This window comes from Vibrio sp. SALL6, from assembly GCF_002002385.1.
GTDB lineage: Bacteria > Pseudomonadota > Gammaproteobacteria > Enterobacterales > Vibrionaceae > Vibrio > Vibrio parahaemolyticus.
In genome coordinates this window covers 98,964-118,766 of the sequence record NZ_MQVK01000023.1, presented here as the reverse complement: position 1 = coordinate 118,766, position 19,803 = coordinate 98,964, and the positions used below count along the sequence as shown (strand labels likewise).

The 19,803-nt window shown below is 45.2% G+C and carries 15 protein-coding genes; 5 read left to right on the top strand and 10 right to left on the bottom strand.

All coding sequences use genetic code 11. From position 1 onward, the window contains the following. Window positions 1-47: 47 nt before the first annotated feature. From BIW15_RS15240 to BIW15_RS15230, 3 genes are all read right to left on the bottom strand, one after another. The gene (locus BIW15_RS15240; protein WP_015296581.1) at window positions 48-1,418 is read right to left on the bottom strand and encodes a DASS family sodium-coupled anion symporter; all 1,371 of its coding nucleotides are present in this window, start codon (window positions 1,416-1,418) and stop codon (window positions 48-50) included. A gap of 232 nt (window positions 1,419-1,650) precedes the next feature. Further along, a complete protein-coding gene (locus BIW15_RS15235; protein WP_005462605.1) occupies window positions 1,651-2,385 on the bottom strand; it encodes a vancomycin high temperature exclusion protein in 735 nt (244 codons plus the stop codon). 165 nt (window positions 2,386-2,550) lie between these two features. Next, entirely contained in the window at window positions 2,551-4,239 is a 1,689-nt protein-coding gene (locus BIW15_RS15230; protein ID WP_077281247.1) for an NAD-dependent malic enzyme, read from the bottom strand. A gap of 214 nt (window positions 4,240-4,453) precedes the next feature. On the opposite strand from BIW15_RS15230, the gene BIW15_RS15225 reads away from it, so the two are divergent. The 4 genes from BIW15_RS15225 (at window position 4,454) to BIW15_RS15210 (ending at window position 10,422) form a co-directional block, all read left to right on the top strand. Beyond that, on the top strand, window positions 4,454-6,808 hold the full coding sequence (locus BIW15_RS15225; protein WP_077281246.1) for a helicase-related protein: 2,355 nt from the start codon (window positions 4,454-4,456) through the stop codon (window positions 6,806-6,808). 187 nt (window positions 6,809-6,995) lie between these two features. Beyond that, window positions 6,996-7,754 (top strand): phospholipase A, encoded by a 759-nt coding sequence (locus BIW15_RS15220; RefSeq protein ID WP_005462596.1) that lies wholly within the window; start codon window positions 6,996-6,998, stop codon window positions 7,752-7,754. A gap of 236 nt (window positions 7,755-7,990) precedes the next feature. After that, window positions 7,991-8,368 carry a hypothetical protein gene (locus BIW15_RS15215; protein ID WP_005462601.1) on the top strand — a complete coding sequence of 126 codons (378 nt, stop codon included), beginning with the start codon at window positions 7,991-7,993 and terminating at the stop codon, window positions 8,366-8,368. A gap of 380 nt (window positions 8,369-8,748) precedes the next feature. After that, window positions 8,749-10,422 (top strand): alkaline phosphatase, encoded by a 1,674-nt coding sequence (locus tag BIW15_RS15210; RefSeq protein WP_077281245.1) that lies wholly within the window; start codon window positions 8,749-8,751, stop codon window positions 10,420-10,422. A 79-nt stretch (window positions 10,423-10,501) separates the two neighbouring features. Here BIW15_RS15210 and BIW15_RS15205 read toward each other — a convergent pair whose 3' ends face one another. The 7 genes from BIW15_RS15205 to BIW15_RS15175 all read right to left on the bottom strand — a co-directional run bounded on the left by BIW15_RS15205 (window position 10,502) and on the right by BIW15_RS15175 (window position 16,457). Then, complete coding sequence (locus BIW15_RS15205) at window positions 10,502-11,605, bottom strand: phosphoribosylaminoimidazolesuccinocarboxamide synthase (protein ID WP_020903915.1); 1,104 nt, start codon at window positions 11,603-11,605, stop codon at window positions 10,502-10,504. A 202-nt stretch (window positions 11,606-11,807) separates the two neighbouring features. Continuing rightward, window positions 11,808-12,200: a SulA-like leucine-rich domain-containing protein gene (locus tag BIW15_RS15200; protein WP_017448643.1), complete on the bottom strand. Its 393-nt coding sequence runs from the start codon at window positions 12,198-12,200 to the stop codon at window positions 11,808-11,810. Between the two features lie 404 nt (window positions 12,201-12,604). Continuing rightward, window positions 12,605-12,790 (bottom strand): hypothetical protein, encoded by a 186-nt coding sequence (locus BIW15_RS15195; RefSeq protein WP_005462602.1) that lies wholly within the window; start codon window positions 12,788-12,790, stop codon window positions 12,605-12,607. Between the two features lie 177 nt (window positions 12,791-12,967). Next, the gene (locus tag BIW15_RS15190; RefSeq protein ID WP_075110664.1) at window positions 12,968-13,945 is read right to left on the bottom strand and encodes a J domain-containing protein; all 978 of its coding nucleotides are present in this window, start codon (window positions 13,943-13,945) and stop codon (window positions 12,968-12,970) included. A 76-nt stretch (window positions 13,946-14,021) separates the two neighbouring features. Then, window positions 14,022-14,681, bottom strand: coding sequence for an OmpA family protein (locus BIW15_RS15185; protein WP_005495535.1), 660 nt, complete (start codon window positions 14,679-14,681; stop codon window positions 14,022-14,024). 187 nt (window positions 14,682-14,868) lie between these two features. Continuing rightward, window positions 14,869-15,564, bottom strand: coding sequence for a DUF2786 domain-containing protein (locus tag BIW15_RS15180; RefSeq protein ID WP_005462644.1), 696 nt, complete (start codon window positions 15,562-15,564; stop codon window positions 14,869-14,871). A gap of 212 nt (window positions 15,565-15,776) precedes the next feature. Beyond that, window positions 15,777-16,457 carry a DUF3334 family protein gene (locus tag BIW15_RS15175; protein ID WP_025526321.1) on the bottom strand — a complete coding sequence of 227 codons (681 nt, stop codon included), beginning with the start codon at window positions 16,455-16,457 and terminating at the stop codon, window positions 15,777-15,779. Window positions 16,458-16,721: 264 nt separating this feature from the next. Between BIW15_RS15175 and BIW15_RS15170 the strand changes: the two genes are divergently transcribed. Continuing rightward, window positions 16,722-19,760, top strand: coding sequence for an FAD-binding and (Fe-S)-binding domain-containing protein (locus tag BIW15_RS15170; protein WP_077281244.1), 3,039 nt, complete (start codon window positions 16,722-16,724; stop codon window positions 19,758-19,760). Window positions 19,761-19,803: the final 43 nt, after the last annotated feature.

Genomic DNA, 19,803 nt, shown 5'->3' with positions numbered 1-19,803 from the left:
TCGATCACCGTGAACAGCAGTGTAGTGCTAATCGAGTCAGTGTTTCTTTACCAGAATAACCAAGCGAACAGTGTCAGTGCACCGATACAAGCAATGTTTAGTACGAAGCCGATTCTCATCATTTCTTTTTGCTTGATGTGACCCGTACCGAACACAATTGCATTTGGTGGCGTTGCAACTGGCAACATGAAGGCACAAGATGCGGCTACCGCGATAAGTGCTGACAGAATCACTGGTGATAGACCAAGTGCTTCGGCAATGGTTGCGAACACAGGGACCAGTAGCGCAGCACTTGCTGTGTTACTTGCAAACTCAGTCAAGAAGACGACAAAGGCAACCACAGAAAGGATAGTGAGCAATACACCTGCTTGCTCAAGGAAGCCAGTTAGGCTGTGCGCTAGGAAAACGCTGGTGCCTGTCGCTTTTAGAACGTTACTCAAACAGATACCGCCGCCGAACAGGATCAGAACACCCCAGTCTGTTGTCTTTTCAATGTCCTTCCATTCGACTGCTCGAGATGCGCCTAGCAGTAAGATGGCACCAATTGCAACCAAGGTGTCGAATTTTGCAAAACCGCCAAGCATGGTGTTGATCGGCTTGCTGAAAATCCACAAAGTGACGGTAAGTAAGAAGATTGCCAGTGTGACCATTTTGCCGTTTGTCCACTCAACAGGTTTGTGGTCAAGTTCAAACTTGTGGCTCAAATCTGGCTTGGTCATGGTGTACAGAACCAAAATCGCAATTGGCATCAAAATCAAAGAGATTGGCAGACCTAGCTTCATCCATTCCGTGAAGTTCAAACCTACTTCGGCAGCAGCAATCGCGTTTGGTGGGCTACCAACTAGCGTAGCGATACCGCCGATAGAGGCGCTGTAAGCAATACCGAGAAGAACGAACAAGAATGTGTTGTGGTTTTTCTTCGCGTCCAGTTTCGTCATGACACCTAATACCAAAGGAAGCATCATCGCGGCTGTTGCTGTGTTGGAAATCCACATTGAAAGACCTGCGCTCACACCGAACAGCATAAATACCGCGACAGACATTCGACCACGAGCAATCAGCAACACTTTGTCAGCGAGTGCTTGGTCAAGTTTCTGCTTGTGCAACGCAGCGGCGAGAGCGAAGCCACCCAAGAACAAGAAGATGATTGAGTTCGAGAAGTTATTCAGTGCTGTTTGGGTGTTAAACACGCCCAAGAAGACGGCAAGCATCGGGATCAGCAAAGCAGTAATGCTGACGTGAATCGCTTCTGTTAACCAAAGAATCGCAACAAAAACTAAGATGCTGATGCCGGTTACGACTTTTGGTTCAAAGGGTAGGGTATTAAACAAGATAATGAACAGCAGAATGTTGGCATTCAAAATCATGCTGTTGCGAGTGAAGAACCAATTCTTCAGTGTCACAGCGAGTGCGGTCATGGGTGTGCTCCTTTTGCATTGCCTTTTTGTCGGTTTTTTATGGCAAGGTAACTGACTTGTAGTTATTTATTGATTAAATGTTACTGCGAATGCGAAGGGCAATTTGGCCTGAATCGTAGGCGAAATAAGAAAATGTGAGGTTGAGATTTGGAAATGGGTAGAACTCTACCCATTTGTTTTTAACGAATTGTTATTCATGTGTGACGTGATGCACGAAAATGGTGCCAGCCGATTATTCTATAGGAATGTTGCGCTCAGCATTTGATGCTTCTGTTGGGTCTTCTACCGCAAGAATTGGCTCTTGAGGGCCAAGGAAGCGTGGCTGCGTATTCATCACGTAGAGATCCAAAAATGCTTTCACACGAGCAAGCAGTTCACGAATTCGCATCGAAGTTTTTTGTTTATTCGCTGTTGGGCCTGCAACCGCAAGACACTGTGCATCAATATTATACGCATCGGCAATGAACAGCGCGCGCTCACAGTGAAAGCGTTGAGTCACGATCAAAAAACGCTCTGAGGCGAAGATCTTTTTTGCTCGCACGATGGAATCCAAAGTCCGAAATCCAGCGTAATCGAGATGGATGACTTCTTCTGGAACGCCGGCTTTAAGCAGATCTCGTTTCATGGTCCATGGCTCATTGTAAGAGCGATGTGCGTTGTCTCCGCTAAGCAAAAACTGTTTCACTTTGCCTTGTTTATAAAGCTCGATCGCTGCATTGATGCGATGAGTGTAATAGGTGTTGAGTGTCTTTCCGATGTATTTACTCGTACCAAGCACCACCGCGACTTCGTGCTGGGGTATTTGGTCGTAATCGATAAAGATATTGTCTTTGGCCTGCAATGCGACCCAGCGGTCGATGGCAACGACAGACAGGAGGAGTCCAAATAAAGAGATCGACAAAATCAAAGCAATTCGCTTCCACGAACACTTAAGCTTCCACTTTGACCTTATACGAGAAAACAGCAAAACGTCTTATACCCTTTAATAAATGTGTATTCCTCATCATATCTGATAGAAACAAAAAGAGAGAAGCCCATTTATGCCAAAATCTGGTTAGGATGATAAAAAACAGCTTAAAAAACAAAAGCCCCTACAGAGTAGGGGCTAATAATTATACAAGTTGTCTCAAGCTTAGAATGCTGTGCGTTTGTAGCGGCGGTAAACTGGCTGCCAGAACGCTTGGTCAATGGCATCGTTTAGCGCTTCGTCTGTGATTTCCAGTGCCACACCTTGCTCGATTGCTTTCTTCGCAACGGCAAAAGCAATCTTCTTCGATACTAGGTGGATTTCTTCCAAAGGTGGTAGAAGTGCACCACGACCATTAATCGCAAGTGGAGAACATGTAGCCAGCGCTCGGCTCGATTCCATTAGCATTTCGTCAGTCACGCGTTTTGCGTTAACCGCTAAAACGCCAAGACCGATACCTGGGAAGATGTAGCTGTTGTTACATTGTGCGATAGGGTAAGTGCGACCTTCGTGAACCACAGGATCAAACGGACTACCCGTTGCCACTAGCGCTTCACCGTTTGTCCAACGGATGATGTCGTTTGGTGTTGCTTCAACACGGCTGGTTGGGTTTGATAGCGGGAAGACAATCGGACGCTTGCAGTGTTTGTGCATCTCTTCGATGACTTCTTGGCTAAATAGGCCAGGCGCACCTGATACACCAATCAGTACCGTTGGTTTCGAGTTACGCATTACATCTAGTAGTGAGAAGCCATTTCCTTCATTTTCCCACTCTTTTGTGTTGCTGTGTTTTTGGACCAAACGCTGTTGGAAATCAAGCAGGTTAGGCATACCTTCTTGTAACAGACCCCAGCGATCGACCATGTAAACTTGAGAGCGTGCTTTCTCGTCAGAAATCCCTTCCGATACCATTTGCGCAATGATCGCTTCTGCGATACCACAACCCGCAGAACCCGCACCTAAGAAAGTGATGCGCTGTTTAGAAAGCTGAGTACCTGCTGCTTTACATGCTGCCAGTAAAGAGCCTACGGTTACTGCTGCCGTACCTTGGATGTCATCGTTGAAACAACAAATACGGTCTTTGTAGCGCTCTAGTAGAGGCATCGCATTTTTCTGCGCGAAGTCTTCAAACTGGATAAGTGCATCCGGCCAACGGCGTTGTACCGCTTGGATGAATTCTTCTACAAATGCATCGTAGTCAGGGCCCGTAATACGAGGATGACGCCAGCCCATGTACATTGGATCAGCAAGACGTTGAGGGTTGTTTGTACCCACATCCAGAACGATAGGCAATGTGTAAGCAGGGCTGATACCACCACATGCGGTGTACAGAGAAAGCTTACCGATAGGAATACCCATACCGCCGATACCTTGGTCACCCAAACCTAGGATTCGTTCGCCATCAGTCACAACAATCACTTTTACGTTGTGGTTGGCTGCGTTGTTTAGCAGGTCATCGATACGATCACGGTTCGGGTAAGAGATAAATAGACCACGACCACGACGGTAAATGTTCGAGAAGTTCTCACACGCAGCACCAACGGTTGGCGTGTAGATGATCGGCATCATCTCAGAAATATGGTTTTGTACTAAACGGTAGAATAGGGTTTCGTTGGTATCTTGGATATTGCGCAGGTAAATGTGCTTATCCATGTCGCTTTCGAAACTCTTGTATTGTTGGTAGGCACGTTCTACCTGTTCTTGAATTGTTTCTGTTGTCTCTGGAAGCAGACCTTCTAAGTTGAATGAACTACGTTCTTCAGCAGAAAAAGCACTGCCTTTGTTCAATAGAGGGGTTGCCATAAGAGCCGGACCCGCATATGGAATATATAGTGGGCGTTTATCGTTGTTCATTGGGTGCCTTAATGTAGGGTTGAAGGATGCGCACGAAATTTTAACGGGTTCACCATTTAGTTGTAAACATGCGTTGACGCACATCAATGTAATGTCGCAAAAAAACTCGTTTACCGACGAAAATATCGTCAATATTTGTTGTAAGAGATACCTAAAGCAGGATTTTTTCACTTGGGTATAATGCTCAGCATTATCACAACAAAATCCATTCTTTATGTTTCAACTGCCTATCGATAGCTTACAAGCTGAATTTGACCAACACGTGAAGCTCCATCACCTCGTCGTGGAAGCAGAAACGGGTTCGGGTAAGTCAACACGCCTTCCTCTTTGGGCGGCAAAGCACGGACGTGTTTTGGTCATCGAACCACGTCGAATTGCTTGTACCTCATTAGCTGAGTTTCTTGCGGAGCAATCTGGTGAGCTGATAGGTAACAAAATTGGTTACGCGATCAAGCTGCATGCGTATTTCGATGAGAACACGGAAGTCGTGTTTGTGACGCCGGGTGTAGCGTTGCGTTGGTTTGCGGAAGACAAACTTGCAAGCTTCGACATCGTGATAGTGGACGAATTTCACGAGCGTCGCTGGGACATTGATCTACTAACCGCAATTTTGAAGCAAGAAAATCAGCATCGATTGATAGTGACTTCTGCCACATTAGAGGGCGAAAAGCTCGCACATTATCTTAATGCTCATCGTCTTCGCTCAGAAGGGCGCTGTTTTCCTGTCTCGGTGACTCATCGAGTAATAGACAGTCGTCATCTGCCCAATAAAAAAGGGTGTGAAAATGACGTGGTGAAAACAGTAAAAGAAGCCCTTGAAGATGAGGAAGGCGATATCTTGGTGTTCTTACCAGGTCGAAAAGAGATCGCTCAGTGCGCGCAGATGTTACAGCACTTGGATGATGTGCTGGTGGTGAAACTTCATGCCTCGGTCAGTGATGAAGAGCGACATCGAGCTTTAACTGTTCAAGCGCAGCGCAAAGTGGTGCTGGCAACCAATGTCGCGGAAACGTCGCTTACCATTCCTAACATCCGCGTTGTAATTGATAGCGGTTTGGAGCGAAGAACGGTTCAGCGCAACGGACGTACTGCTCTCACATTAACCAACATTTCAAAAGCCAGTGCAGCACAGCGAATGGGGCGTGCAGGGCGCGTAGCAGAAGGCACTTGTATCCGTTTATTTGGCGAACATGCTCCATTAGAGCTGGTCACGCCACCGGAGTTGCATCGTGAAGAGCTGGTAGAGCCCATGCTTGCGGCGGCGTGTTGTGGCTATCGTTTATCTGAGCTGCACTTTCTTGATGCGGTTCCAGAAAAGTCATTGAACGCAGCTCTTCTGTGTTTGCAAGCTATGGGTGCATTAGACGATAACGGTGGCGTAACTGAGCACGGCAAAAAAGTCTATCCACTGCCAATTGATGCGCTATTCGCCGATCTGGTGACTCGCATTCCGACCAAAGCCGAAAAAGAAGCCATGATCGATTTAGCGGCAGCGCTCTCCGTGCCTGCACAGCTGTATCAACTGCAAGGGGGAGAGGCAGCAGAGGCTCTAGAGCAAGAAGAACCTCTGGGGTGTGACGCGTCGCTAATGATTCGATTGGTGCGTGGAGAACAGCTTCCTGCAGTGATTGTAGATAGTAGTGTGCTGGAAGAAGCGCAAGGCTTAGCAAAGCAGATGCGGGACGTATTTGAATTGCCTCAATTGGAAGTGGCTTCGCGTTATCGACGAGATCAACTGACTCAAGCGATAGCGGCTTTGCATCCTGAATTGGTGTTTGTGCGGAGAGAGCGTCGCCGAGATGCACTTGGCAATGGTTCGATGGAAATGGTCGTTGGTCGAAACAGTCGTTTTCCGGATAAAAGTGAAGCGGCTTTGGTGCTAGATAGCCACAGCGTACCGGGTAGGGGAGTTAAACAAACGCTCAACCTTGCATCTGTCATGATGCCGATTTCGCTCGACCTCATTAAAACGCTCGAACTGGGAGAATGGCACCAAGGTGATACTCAATATGAAGATGAGACTCCGCTAGCAACTATGCACTTAGTGTACGCTGGTCGGACAATATTCACTGAGCATCAAGCGTTACAAGGTGAAGTGGCGATTCAATCTATTGCCGACATGATCGAACAAGAAATGTTGTTGCCAGGCTTTGCTCCATTACGAAAACAACAAATTCAGCACTGGAAAATCTACAACTCTCTAGGTCTGAATACTGAACTGGTGGATAAGAAAGTCATTGATGAACTTTGTTTTTCTACTTGGCTGACTGAACAACTGGCAACGCTCGGCGTTGAAAGTGTTGATGACATCGAGTTGTTCGAGGCCGATGACCTTCCATTTGAAGGCATTCCCGAGTGGGAATACAACGACTTCACAGAGCAGTACCCTCTGAAGCTCGTGTTAGCTGAGCTCAAGCTTGATGTGGAATATTTTGTGTCTCGCAAGTTGGTTCATGTCATCTACACAGAAGGAAATCGCAAAGGTGACCCTAAACGCTGGGAACTTCCAAGATGGGCTGGGTGGAAAGTTCAGTACAAAAAAGCCAGCCGTGTGGTGGATGTCAAATAAACGAATTTTATCAACGAGTTGGTAGATATTGAGCTGTGTATCTACGGCTTATTGTAAAATCTTCAGCTAATTATAAAATCCGGAATGAAAATTGCCTTAACCGCTTTTCCCTTGCTGTTTATTGTCGAAGTTATCGATGATAAGGAATGATATTGCCGCTTTATGATTTGGCGGCAAAAGGATAACGATGAAGTATAAAGTAATTCCGCTCTTGTTGTGCCCCGTACTTGCTTACGGAAAAGACATTACCCATATCTCTACCTACGAAGACAACTATGTTCTAGGTACATACACCACAGACATCAACCAAAGCGCCTACAGCGAAATGGGCTCAGAGATGGATTCACTGCAAGATTTTGAAGTGAAGTTTCAGATCTCAGCATCAATTCCATTTTATCGCTTCAGCTCAGGCACTGCTTTGATGGGGGCTTATACTCAAAAGTCCCTATGGCAACTGGCAAACTCTGATATCTCATCGCCATTTAGAGAAACAAACTACAAGCCGCAAGTGTTCTTAGCGCATCAATCGAACATGTTGTTGTTCAATCATGTTGAAGCCGGTTACAAACATGAATCGAACGGTCAATCCAGCAAACTGTCACGCAGTTGGGATCGTCTATATGTCGCTGCCGAGCGTTTTTCTGGCCCAGTCGAGTATGGCGTACATGCATGGTGGGTGATTACCACAGAAAATGACGACATGGAAAATTACTACGCACCTTACGAGTTGTGGGCGAAAGTTTATACCCGTGCGGGCGTGGTCAATACACGCGGTTTTTACAACTTTGCTGATGATAAAGGTGGGGTTGAACTAGGTTACACATTCTATTTCAATGACATTCTTGGTGTATATCTTCAAGGTTACCATGGCTATGGTGAAACGCTGATCGACTATGATCATTCTCAAACCCGTGTTGGGCTTGGTATTAAGCTGATGAATCTATAAGCTTTTGGTATTGACATCGTCGCTTAAGCCCTGTTTTTAGTTTGCTGTTTGAAATATTAATCAATTGAATGCTTATATATGGCGAAGCTGTGCATCACTTGTTACAAAGCTGGTTTTAATATTTCCTTTTGAATGTAATTAAGGGCATAAAAGACTATTCTTTTATATCCCATTGCTATATCAAAATAGTTGAACGATATTTGGTATATCTCATTTTCGAGTGTCGGGGGCAGAGAATGGATCAACAAGGAAAGACATGCATTGAGTTCGACTACACCAGCTTTTTAGGAGCTACAGGAAGTAAGAAATGGACCTTCTTAGAGGCGTTCGCGACCATTGCGCCCATTTTTGGTTTGATGTGGAAGCAGAACATTGCAGAGTTGAGCCGACCGGAAGATCGACTCTGGGATGCGGCATTAAAATCGATGTCTTCACGTCAAAGTGATGAATCGAACTTAGTTCGTTTAACTCAGCTCGCAAAGCATGAAGGGATAAATGAATTACGTGTTGTCATGCCATATTCACTCGACTCAAAGCAGATTGAATATATTGAATCTCGCAGTAAGTTGAAGGTCGATGCGTCGGAGCAAGATGTTCTGAATATCAAGTTTTGAGCGTGGCCTTCTAATCTCACTTATACGCTTAAATAGAATCACCACAAAAGCGACCTCTCTGGGTCGCTTTTTTCGTATCTCAAGTGCTATGCATTCCACCTGCTCTGTCTAGCTCATATTATTGATTGGCTTAGTCCAATGCCACTTTTGTTGGAAGTGTGATGAATACAGAGTATTTACACTTAATTTAACAAAAATGTAACCTTTGGAAATGCAATTGTCATAACTAGCTTCTAACTTAGTGTTTTTAGGACAAATTACCGACCCAAATAATCGGCGCTGTGAGCTCGAATCAATACTCTTTTGTCTGCGGATAGGGAGATTTTTATTCGTTGCGTTATTTGGGCAAAAACAAAAACACAATAAGAAAGGAAGTCAGTATGTCTTTGTCTCGTCGAGACTTTATGAAAGTTGTCTCTTCAACCGCCGTTGCTACCGGTTTAATCGGTTGTGGCAGCGACGATAATGAATCCGTTGCCGTTAGTTTTGAACATGGTGTTGCCAGTGGCGATCCGACTCAAACACAAGTGATTATTTGGACGCGGGTGACTACAGCCGCGAGTTACGTGGATGTGAGCTGGCAAGTCGCATCCGACATGGAGTTTTCCAATGTCGTGCAAAGTGGCGTATTCACTACCGATACAGGACGTGATTTCACGGTAAAAGTGGACGTACAAAACCTCAACGCCAATTCTCAGTACTACTACCGATTTATAGTCGGCGAGATGATGAGTGAGGTAGGGCAAACTCAAACTCTGCCTGAGGATGGTGTAGAAAAAGCATCGATGGCGGTGGTGTCTTGCGCCAACTATCCAGCGGGTTATTTCCACGTTTATCGCGAGATCTTAAATCAACATGAACAATCGCCATTTGACGTTGTGTTACATCTTGGTGACTACATTTATGAATATGGGGCTGGAGGCTATGCCAGTGAAGATGCCGCTGCATTAGGGCGCGAACCGAGCAAAGGTGCAGAATGTATCACGCTGGACGATTACCGAAAAAGATACGCCCAATATCGTCAAGATGCCGATCTGCAAGCATTACATGCCAAACTGCCCATGATTGCAGTTTGGGATGATCACGAGTTAGCTAATGACACATGGAAAAATGGCGCAGAGAACCATCAAGACGACGAAGGTCGCTTTATCGACCGTCGAGCCGCCGCTGCGGCTGCATGGACTGAGTGGTTGCCAGTTCGTGAGAATACATTCTCAAACATGTTGATTTATCGTCAGTTTTCATTTGGCAACTTAGTGAATCTCATGATGCTCGATACGCGCCTTGTCGGTCGTGATAAACCGTTGGATTACTTCTCACTCAGTGCACCAACAATGGAAGCTATCGGTGGGTTAGTTGCTCAATCACGCAGTGCAGACAGAGAACTGCTAGGCACTGAACAACTTGCTTGGTTGATGAATGAATTCAACACGCACGATGCAAAATGGAACGTTCTAGGCCAACAAGTTTTGATGTCGCGAATGGAGCTACCAAGTTCAGTGATGACGGCGATGTTCCAACTGTTTACGTCAACAGAAGAGAAGAAAACAGAAGCTTTGTTGGCGGTGAATACAGCGATCACAGGTTATCTTGCCGATCCAAGTGCAGATCCCATTTCTCTGCCTTACAACCTCGATGCTTGGGATGGTTACTATGTCGAGCGTGAAAAAGTCTACCAACTGGCCAAAGCAAGTAGTGGCAATTTTGTGTGTTTAGCGGGCGATACTCACAACGCGTGGGCAAGTGAGTTAAAAGATGTGTCAAACAATCCGATAGGGGTCGAGTTTGCGACGAGCTCGGTGAGCTCTCCGGGGTTAGAAGAGTATTTGGCGTTGGATCCGGTAGCGATTGCTCAAATGGAATACACCTTGCCGCATTTAGTCTCCGAGCTGCAATGGGCTGACATCAAACAACGTGGCTTTATGCGAGTGACCTTTACTGCTGATGCCGCTCAATCAACGTGGTACTTGGTGTCGACCATCAAAGATAAAAAGTATCAGGTGACGACGAAGTCGGCGTCTACGACAAATGGCACAACGTTAGACATTATCTAATCTAAACTGGCGAAAAAGTAAAAGTCCGCTCATCAAGGCGGACTTTTTTGTTGGCAATTTTCAATCAGCTTTCAGATAGCTAGTCGATCAAACCGTACTCTTTGCTGAGAATTTCGATGATTTCAGCTTTTGGATTTTCGCTTAACGTAATTGGTTTACCTGTAATTTTCTCGGCGATACCAATGTAGGTTCTTGAAATATCCATCAAAGATTCAACAGGAAGATCGTTATCGCGTGCAAGAGCTTCGCGCTCTGGCATACGTTCTTTGTTCAATAAGATATCTGGGTCAGGAAAGTGGTTAAGTAGGAACTGACGGAAACCTTCTTTCGAGTTTTCAACGATGTTACCTGCTTGGTACTCCTTTGCATCCCAAATACGAGAAGAATCTGGCGTGCCAACTTCATCCATGTAGATCAGCTTTTCATTACCTGCGGCGTCATGAACATAACCAAATTCGAATTTGGTATCGACAAAGATTTGGTCGATTTCTTCTAACGCTTGGCTGATAACGTTAAAGCCTTCTTTCAACAGTTTTTCGTACTGAGCGATATCTTCTGCGCTTGAGAAGTTAAACGCTTCATAGTTGTCCACGATATTTTGGCGAGTGATGTTCACATCGTCTGCTTCTGGTACGCCAGGAATGCCTTTTAGGATGCCTTTGGTTGACGGAGTCATTAGCAAATCCGGTAGCGCTTTATCTTTTTCTAACCCTTCAGGAAGTTGAATACCACAAAAATCGCGCTCACCATTTGCGTATGCACGCCACATGGAACCAGTGATGTATTTACGGCAGATTGCCTCAATTTTTACCGGTTTTGCTTTTTGAACGATCCAAACAAATGGGTGAGGAATATCTAAGATGTGGCTGTCGGCTAAGCCGTTGTCTTTAAAAAGCTTAAACCAATGATTTGAAATGGCATTCAATGCGGCACCTTTACCCGGAACACCTTTAAGCCCACCTTCACCATGCCAAATACAATCGAAAGCAGAAATACGATCGCTGATCACCATGATGGCCAGGGGCGCATCTGGTGCGACATCGTATCCTTTCTCTTTGATCAGTCGGGCACTGTCTTCTTCAGTTAACCAGTAAACTGAACGAACTTTTCCGCTGTGTACGGGTTTGTGGGTGCGAATTGGCAGGTCGTCATTGACGGCAAGTACTTGATTAGCAAGGCTCATTGCGACATTCCTATCATCTTAATCAAACGTCTTAAGGAGAAGATATTCAGCGGAAAATATCAGCTGAATAAATCGAATGAGGGCATCATACCAGAACTATTTTAACTCGCCAGAGAAAAAGCAAACGTTTGCCTCTTTTCTTTAATACAAAAAATGCCCCCTTAAAAGGAGGCGAGATGCAGGATGGATAACGTCGATCTTGTTAGTGATACTGGTTTACTCTGCCATCGACGAAAAAGACTTCACACTGATAACGCTGAGCGATGTCACGCAACATGGATTGGTTCATAAGAGCAATTTTGTTTGATGCGACAACCGCGCTGGCATTGCCAGACTGAATGGCTTTGATAACGATTTCGACTTCAGAAAGCTGTTGGGACGGCTTCATCTGAATAACGTTTTTGCAGCAAATATTGGAAGCAGTGAGTTGCTCAAAATCAGGACGAGGACACTCAGCGGTAAACAGAATCCATTGTTTTTGCTGTGACAATACTGCCAACTTAGAAAGAAGCTGATCAGACACATCCATTGGTTGAGTGGTTTGTGCCAGTACGTTGTAACGTGAGTATGTACGAGATTGACTTTGTAACTGCATCTTACTGTTCCTTTATACATGCTGTATGTGTATACAGTAGTTTGTTTTGGGTATCTGATCAACCCATTTTTACTGATGAGTACGTGAGATAACTATCGTTGATAGTTGAGTGGTTTTTTAAGATATTGATTTTTAACGAATTGTTTTTGTTCTTGATATGTTGGGTATGGATTGAAAAGTGTGAAGTTAGCAACATTATCCGAGTGGTATATACAGGTGTTTACTACTGTATACACAGTGCTTTTGTTGGTGTTATACAGTGGTTTTTGATGGTCGATACAGGTATGAGTTACACGATGAGCATGTTTACGTCGTGATTATGGGGAAGAGATGTGAATCATAAGCGATCAAAAAAGCGCCCTAAAAGGCGCTTTTGAAAATCAGTTCCATTGATTCTAACCGGATTAGCTCGCTCGTTGTGCCATGCGCTCACGCATTTGCATTTCGCCTTGGTTAAATAGACGAACATCGATCTTCGCCATGTCGTAGCAGGCTTGGCAAGAGTGATGATATTTGCCATCTACATAATCGTGACGAGTAACAAAACTAGGTTTTTTACACCAATCGCAGGTGCCTTCTTCAGTGAACATTGATTTTCTCCCCACCTAGATAAATATGAGTCGTTAGGTGTTATTTTTCGCCGGGCATTATGGCATGAAAAAGAGATTGACGTTAAATGTCTGTTAATTTGTTTGAGAGCGAGATCGATTGCGAACCTTGTTTTACTTAGACTTAAAGCTAGCCATCAAGCGCCCTCTAGTTGTGGTTTACGATTTTGTAACATTTTGTGAGATGATTTTAAACGCCTGGTTCAAACGTTTCATCTCTTCTTCACTTCCACGAGTATCTGGATGATAGAGTTTTGAAAGTTGTCGATAGCGGAGTTTCACTGCTTGGTTATCAGGAATGGTTTGTGGTGTGTAACCAAACATCGCGCAGGCAACCGCAACTTTATGATTGTCGGATTGGCTACGAGTCTTTTTAAACTCTTTGAATACTTTCTCCAGCTGACGCTTCAATTGTTTATTCGTGAACTCTAACTCTTTTACTTTCGCATCAAGTTGCTGAGTTTGGTTTGCCTCTTGGGAAGACAGTGCGGCCAAGGCTCGTTGTTGTTTTCTTAGAATTGCCCATCCGCCGAAGCCTGCTAGAGCGATCACCAATCCACCAATAGCCAACCACATAATCGTGCCATTATCAGACGTTACGGTTGATTGTGGAGCGACAGGCTGCTCTTCTTTTGTCGCTTCTTTATCTAATTCCACAATTTCGGAGACTTGTTTTGCACGCAGTTGATTGAAGCGCTCTTCAAGATAGTGGTTGTAAGCTTCTTCCGCTTGAGGGTTTGTGTCCGAGGCTAATTGGTACCACGCTTCAACGAGATCGCTGGTGGTGATGTCTTTTTGGTGATGCTGAACAAAGTCCGCTAACAAGAACCCGCGGTCGCGAGGGTCATTCAACGCTACAGAGGTAAACCAATACGTTGCCTGTGAGTAATTAACCGCACCGGTCAATCCTCGGGAATAGTCTTCGGCCAGCTGTTTCTGTGCAGGTAAATAGCCTTGGCTTGCGGATTGCTCTAGCCAATAGCGAACATCCGATGGCGAATCTGATTTTGGAGAAAGAGCCAGTTGCTGCGCCAGTTCAAATTGTTCTGCTGGGGATGTTGGTGCTTGAGAAGCAAATGCAGATACAGAAAGACAGCTGCTTAACGTAAAGGATAGGGTGATGGTTTTGAATGACATTGAATGTGTCAGGCCTAGCGTAAGTTGCTAGGCCTGCTCCGGTAATTTTTGTTATTACCGTTATGGTGCTACCAAATTACTTCAGTGGCAAGATCTGGATTTCAACACGGCGGTTGCAAGCACGACCTTCAGAAGTTTGGTTTGAGCAAATTGGATTGCGCTCACCGTAGCCACGTGCAATTGCACGGCCTGGAGCCACTTTTTGAGACACTAGGAACTGACGAACAGATTCCGCGCGACGCTCAGAAAGCGTTTGGTTGTATGATTCGCTACCAGTGCTGTCTGTGTAGCCATCAATGACTAGGCTTGTATCTGGGTATTCAACCAGAATACGAGCAACACCACGTAGAGTATTGTGGATGCTTGCATCCAGTTGGTATGAGCTTGAAGAGAAGCCAATGCCATTTTCCATGCGAAGTAGAAGTTGGTTTTCACCTACACGCTGTACTTGTACGCCAGAGTTTAGCAACGCACGACGCAGTTCTGCTTCTTGTTGGTCAAAGTAATAACCGACGCCTGCTCCAGTAGCACCGCCTGCCGCCGCACCAATAAGAGCATGTTTACGACGTTCTTTTGCGTTATCACCAGTTGCCAAACCGATCGCTGCACCAGCAATAGCACCAATTAGCGCGCCTTGCGTGGTAGAGTTCGTTTCGTATTCACCCGTTGTTGCATTTTGGCGTTGAGTAGCTTGACAGCCTGTAAGAGCTAGCACTAGTGCCAGTGCAATAGACATCTTTTTCAAGGGAAAATCTCCGTATAAAACTGAGGCGAAAGAGTGCCTCATAATGGGATGCGAATTATGAATCAGTAGATATTGATATTTGTTATGCGAAAGTAAGATTGATAGAAAGCTGTGTAAGAATTTTCTTATAACGCTCAATATCAACCCACTTTTACGTATCTAGTTGAGTATGTTGCGCTTATTTCGAGGTGTTGCCCAACATTTTTCTGGCTTGTTCTCCACCGACACCACGGTTTACAGAGACTTTTCTGCCTTTCTTTAATCCGACTTCGTAGTCTTCCGTCAGATTCTTCATGGCTTCTCTTAATTGCTTTTTGAACGTTTCGCGGTCGATGTTCTGAAACTCTTTATCAATGTAATCATTGATTTTGTTTGCAGACTCTTCATCTGGTGAGATCACAGGTAGCTTTTCAAGTGCGCCTTCTACCCAGCCAGAAACAAAAGAGTTAACGCGACGAGTCACTTCCATTGAAGACGTACCTGAACCTGCAAAGCTATTACGGAACTGGCCGGTGCTTTCATTCAATTCTCGATAGATGATGTCGAAAGCAAAGGCAGCAAAGATCGCGCGATCGGCTTCACCAATAAACTCAACGCGTTTAAGCCCTTTATGATTCAACAAGACGGCTTCAACACCAAACTTAGTGTTAATGCCACGAATCACGCGCAATAGGGTAGAACTGATGTTGGACGGCAACAAATGGGAAGATTGAGTTTTTCCCATTTTGATAAACTCAATATCGTCTTTGTCCAAACCATATTTGAGCATAAGGCGATGCGCCATCTTGATGGCGTTTGCCGCCTCATTCACGTTGGCGGAGTTACCCAGTTCCAAACACTTGGCGATTTTTTTCAGAGCTTTTTGTTTATCCATCGACAACCAGTAACGAAAGCAGAAAATTTACGAAGTCAGACATATTACCTTTTTTGACATAAAAACGAAATACAAGGCGAGGTGGAAGTGGTTTCTTCCGAGAAAAAATAAGCCCCGCAAGGAGCGAGGCTAGGCGTTTTTAGGTCGTCTTAATTAGGCGAAACGATATTACCTTATCGAGATGACTTCTCTTGGGATGGCGTGGCTGACGGTTACAAACCCAGTTGGCTCAGTAAGTCGTCAGCCTCATCTTTAGAGTTCGAAGATTCCGACTCTTTTTCTGCCATGTTTTTACGCGCGGCTTCTAAGATGTCATCTGGGTTTTCATCTTCTGCAATTTCAAATTCTTCAAGCTGGATGAACTCTGTTTTGTCCATCGCTAGCTCTAAATAGAAAATGTTGTTGTTCGCGGTCGAGAACGTCACACGACGTGCTTGAGGGCGATCCAAATTGGTATCAACTTGCAAAATTACCTGCTTGTTCAGCGCCAGCATCTTCGGTTGGTTTTGCGTGATGTTGGTTTGCAGTTCTTTACGGATTTTATTGGTAAAGTCACCGACCAATTGATTCATGAGTTCACCCAATACGTCTGCAACTTCATCAGAAGTATGGGAGATAGCCAATTCTTCTTCTGGCATGCCCATGTTACGCATGTAGTTGGTGTAAATCTCTAAAGCGGCTTTTGCAGTAAAGTTAATCACTACAAGTCCGGTAAATCCGCCATCAAATAGGACAAAACAGCCAAAATCTGGTTTGAGGCTGGTCTTGTTGATCTTTTGAACCATTGCGGAGTAATTAACTTGAGAAGAGGTGGCCGAAGTAAGAACGCCAGAAACAGACTGGCAAAGTTTTAGAAGGATATCTTCCGTGGTAACAACTTTATTTTTTTTCATTCTGAAAGCTCATCTAGAAACGCGATTTCTATCCCAATGTAAGGCATCAAGCCTCAAAAAATAAAGCATAAGTTTAATTATTGTATTGAGATTCTGATTTGATCGCCTTTTTAAATGTTGTAAAGTGACGAAATTCAAAGAATATTACTCCTCTCACTTTTTTTGCGGCGTCTTGTTGTGCTGATAGCTGCGCTGTATGAGAAATGAGCAAATAATTAGATAACCCGCAGCTGATGGGATCAGCGTCGTAGGGGCAGGAAGCAAATGTTACCAAGATTACACTCGCAAACTGATGTCGATCCTCTTGTTCTTCGTTTTCTGAAAGAGCTTGAGCAAGCCGGATTCACTGGCGACATCGAAAGCCAATATTCAAGTCGTTTAGCTGTCGCTACTGACAACAGCGTTTACCAGCAACTTCCTCAAGCAGTCGTCCATCCTCGAACGACTCAAGATGTTTCTCTCATCGGGAAACTGAGCAATCAAGAAAAGTACGAAAGAATCACATTCTCCCCTCGTGGTGGCGGTACCGGTACAAATGGCCAGTCGCTGACCAAAGGCATTGTGGTGGATTTGTCTCGCCACATGAACAAAGTATTGGAAGTGAATGAAGATGAAGGGTGGGTTCGCGTTCAAACTGGTGTTGTGAAAGATCAGTTGAACGATGCGGTTCGTCCTTACGGCTACTTTTTCTCTCCAGATTTGTCGACCAGCAACCGCGCAACGATTGGCGGGATGGTAAATACCGACGCCTCTGGTCAAGGCTCTCTTAAATACGGGAAAACGTCTGATCATGTACTGTCGTTGCAAGCGGTGTTTGCTGACGGCTCGATTTTAGAGTCTGATTTGTCTCATGGTTATCCAAAAGAAGGCGAGTTTGCCGCTACGGCGTTACAAGTGACGGAATCAGTTTGTCGAGATAAACGCCAGCAGATTGTGGATAAATTCCCTCCTCTCAACCGCTTCCTAACGGGCTACGACTTAAAGAACGCGTTAAATGAAGAAGATGACCGCTTCGATATCACACGAGTGCTGTGTGGAGCAGAAGGCTCATTGGCCTTTATTACGGAAGCGAAGCTAAACCTGACGCCAATTCCGAAAGCGCGTACCTTAGTTAACGTGAAATACAACAGCTTTGACTCTGCACTGCGCAACGCGCCATTTATGGTCGAAGCGAAAGCTCTTTCTGTCGAAACTGTTGACTCAAAAGTACTTAATCTCGCGAAGAAAGACATTGTCTGGCACACCGTGAGCGATCTGATCACCGACGTGCCAAACAAAGAAATGCTTGGCATTAATATGGTGGAATACGCAGGGCAAGACGAAGAAGAAGTTACTGCGCAGGTCGCGGCGTTAACCGCCAAACTCGATATCATGTTGGAAACAGAAGAAGCGGGCATTATCGGCTACCAAGTTTGTAACGATGTAGCGAGTATTGGACGTATCTACAACATGCGTAAAAAAGCGGTGGGTTTGTTAGGCGCTGCAAAAGGACGCGCTAAACCGGTTGCATTCGCTGAAGATACGTGTGTACCACCAGAAAACTTGGCCGATTTCATCGTAGAGTTCCGCGAACTATTAGATAGCAAGTCTCTGAATTACGGTATGTTTGGTCACGTTGATGCAGGGGTGCTGCACGTGCGTCCTGCGTTGGATTTGTGCGACCCGCACCAAGAAGCATTGATGCATGAAGTCTCTGATGAAGTCGTCAAGCTGGTAGCGAAATACGGCGGCCTGATGTGGGGTGAGCACGGTAAAGGTTTCCGCTCGGAATATGGTCCGGAGTTCTTTGGCAAAGAGTTGTTTACTGAGCTTCGACGCGTAAAAGCTGCATTCGACCCACATAATAAAATGAACCCAGGCAAAATCTGTACGCCACTTGATAGCGATGCAGAGTTGGTAAAAGTAACCGACACCAAACGTGGTTACTATGATCGCCAAATTGACGTACAAGTACGTGACAGCTTTAAGCAAGCGATGGAATGTAACGGGAACGGTTTGTGCTTTAACTACGATACCAGTTCGCCGATGTGTCCATCGATGAAAGTGACGGCTGATCGTCGTCATTCGCCAAAAGGGCGCGCTGGATTGGTTCGTGAATGGTTGCGTCAGCTTACTGAGCAAGGTATTGATATTCTTGACCTAGAAAAGCAAACGTTAGAAAACAAAACATCGATCAAAACCATGATTGATCGTGTGCGTCATTCCATTAATCGTCGTCACGAATACGATTTCTCTCATGAAGTTTATGAAGCAATGAACGGCTGCTTAGCGTGTAAAGCGTGTGCGAGCCAATGTCCGATCAAAGTGGATGTTCCAAGTTTCCGTTCCCGCTTTTTAAACATTTATCACTCGCGCTATCAGCGTCCGGCAAAAGATTATTTGGTTGCCAACATTGAAACCATGCTGCCAATGATGGCAAAGGCACCAGCAGTCGTGAACGGCGTATTGAAACAGTCGTGGGTGAAGAGTTTAACGGCTTCAACAGTAGGGTATGTGGATGCGCCGTTGTTGTCTGTTCCTACGTTGAAACAGCGCGTAGAGTCGCTGACAACGCCGTATGATCTGCAAGCGTTGAGTGGTTTGTCTTCGACTGAAAAGAGCAAGCACGTATTAATCGTTCAAGACCCATTTACCAGTTATTACGATGCGGACGTTGTTGAAGACTTCGTCAAGTTGGTTAAAAAGCTAGGTATGCATCCAGTGCTTTTGCCATTTAAGCCAAATGGTAAAGCGCAACACATCAAAGGCTTCCTACGCCAGTTTAAAGATACCGCGGCTGATACGGCGAAGTTCTTGGCTATGGTGGCGGACTTAGACATTCCGTTGGTCGGCGTTGATCCGGCATTGGTGCTGTGCTATCGAGATGAGTACGCGGAAGTACTCGGTAGCAAGCGAGGCGATTTCGATGTGCTAACGGCACACGAATGGCTGTACCCAAGGTTGGAAGCGTTTGAAGTAGCAAAGCAACGGGAAAACCAGGAACCGTGGTACTTGTTTGCGCACTGCACTGAAAAAACCAAAATGCCGAACGCAGAGAAAGAATGGGGCGCTATTTTTGCTCACTTTGGCGCGGTATTGAATACAGTACCGGTTGGTTGTTGTGGCATGGCGGGTACATTTGGCCACGAGGTTGATAAGCTGTCGATGTCGAAAGACATATACAATTTAAGTTGGAAACCAAACCTAGATAAGTTAGATAACGAAAGATGTTTGATTACTGGTTATTCTTGCCGAAGCCAAGTAAAACGCTTTGAAGGAACAAAGCCTAAGCATCCCGTTCAAGCACTGTTAACTTTGGTATAATGACATCAAGCCCAGTCCAACTGGGCTTTTTGCCCAATGATGA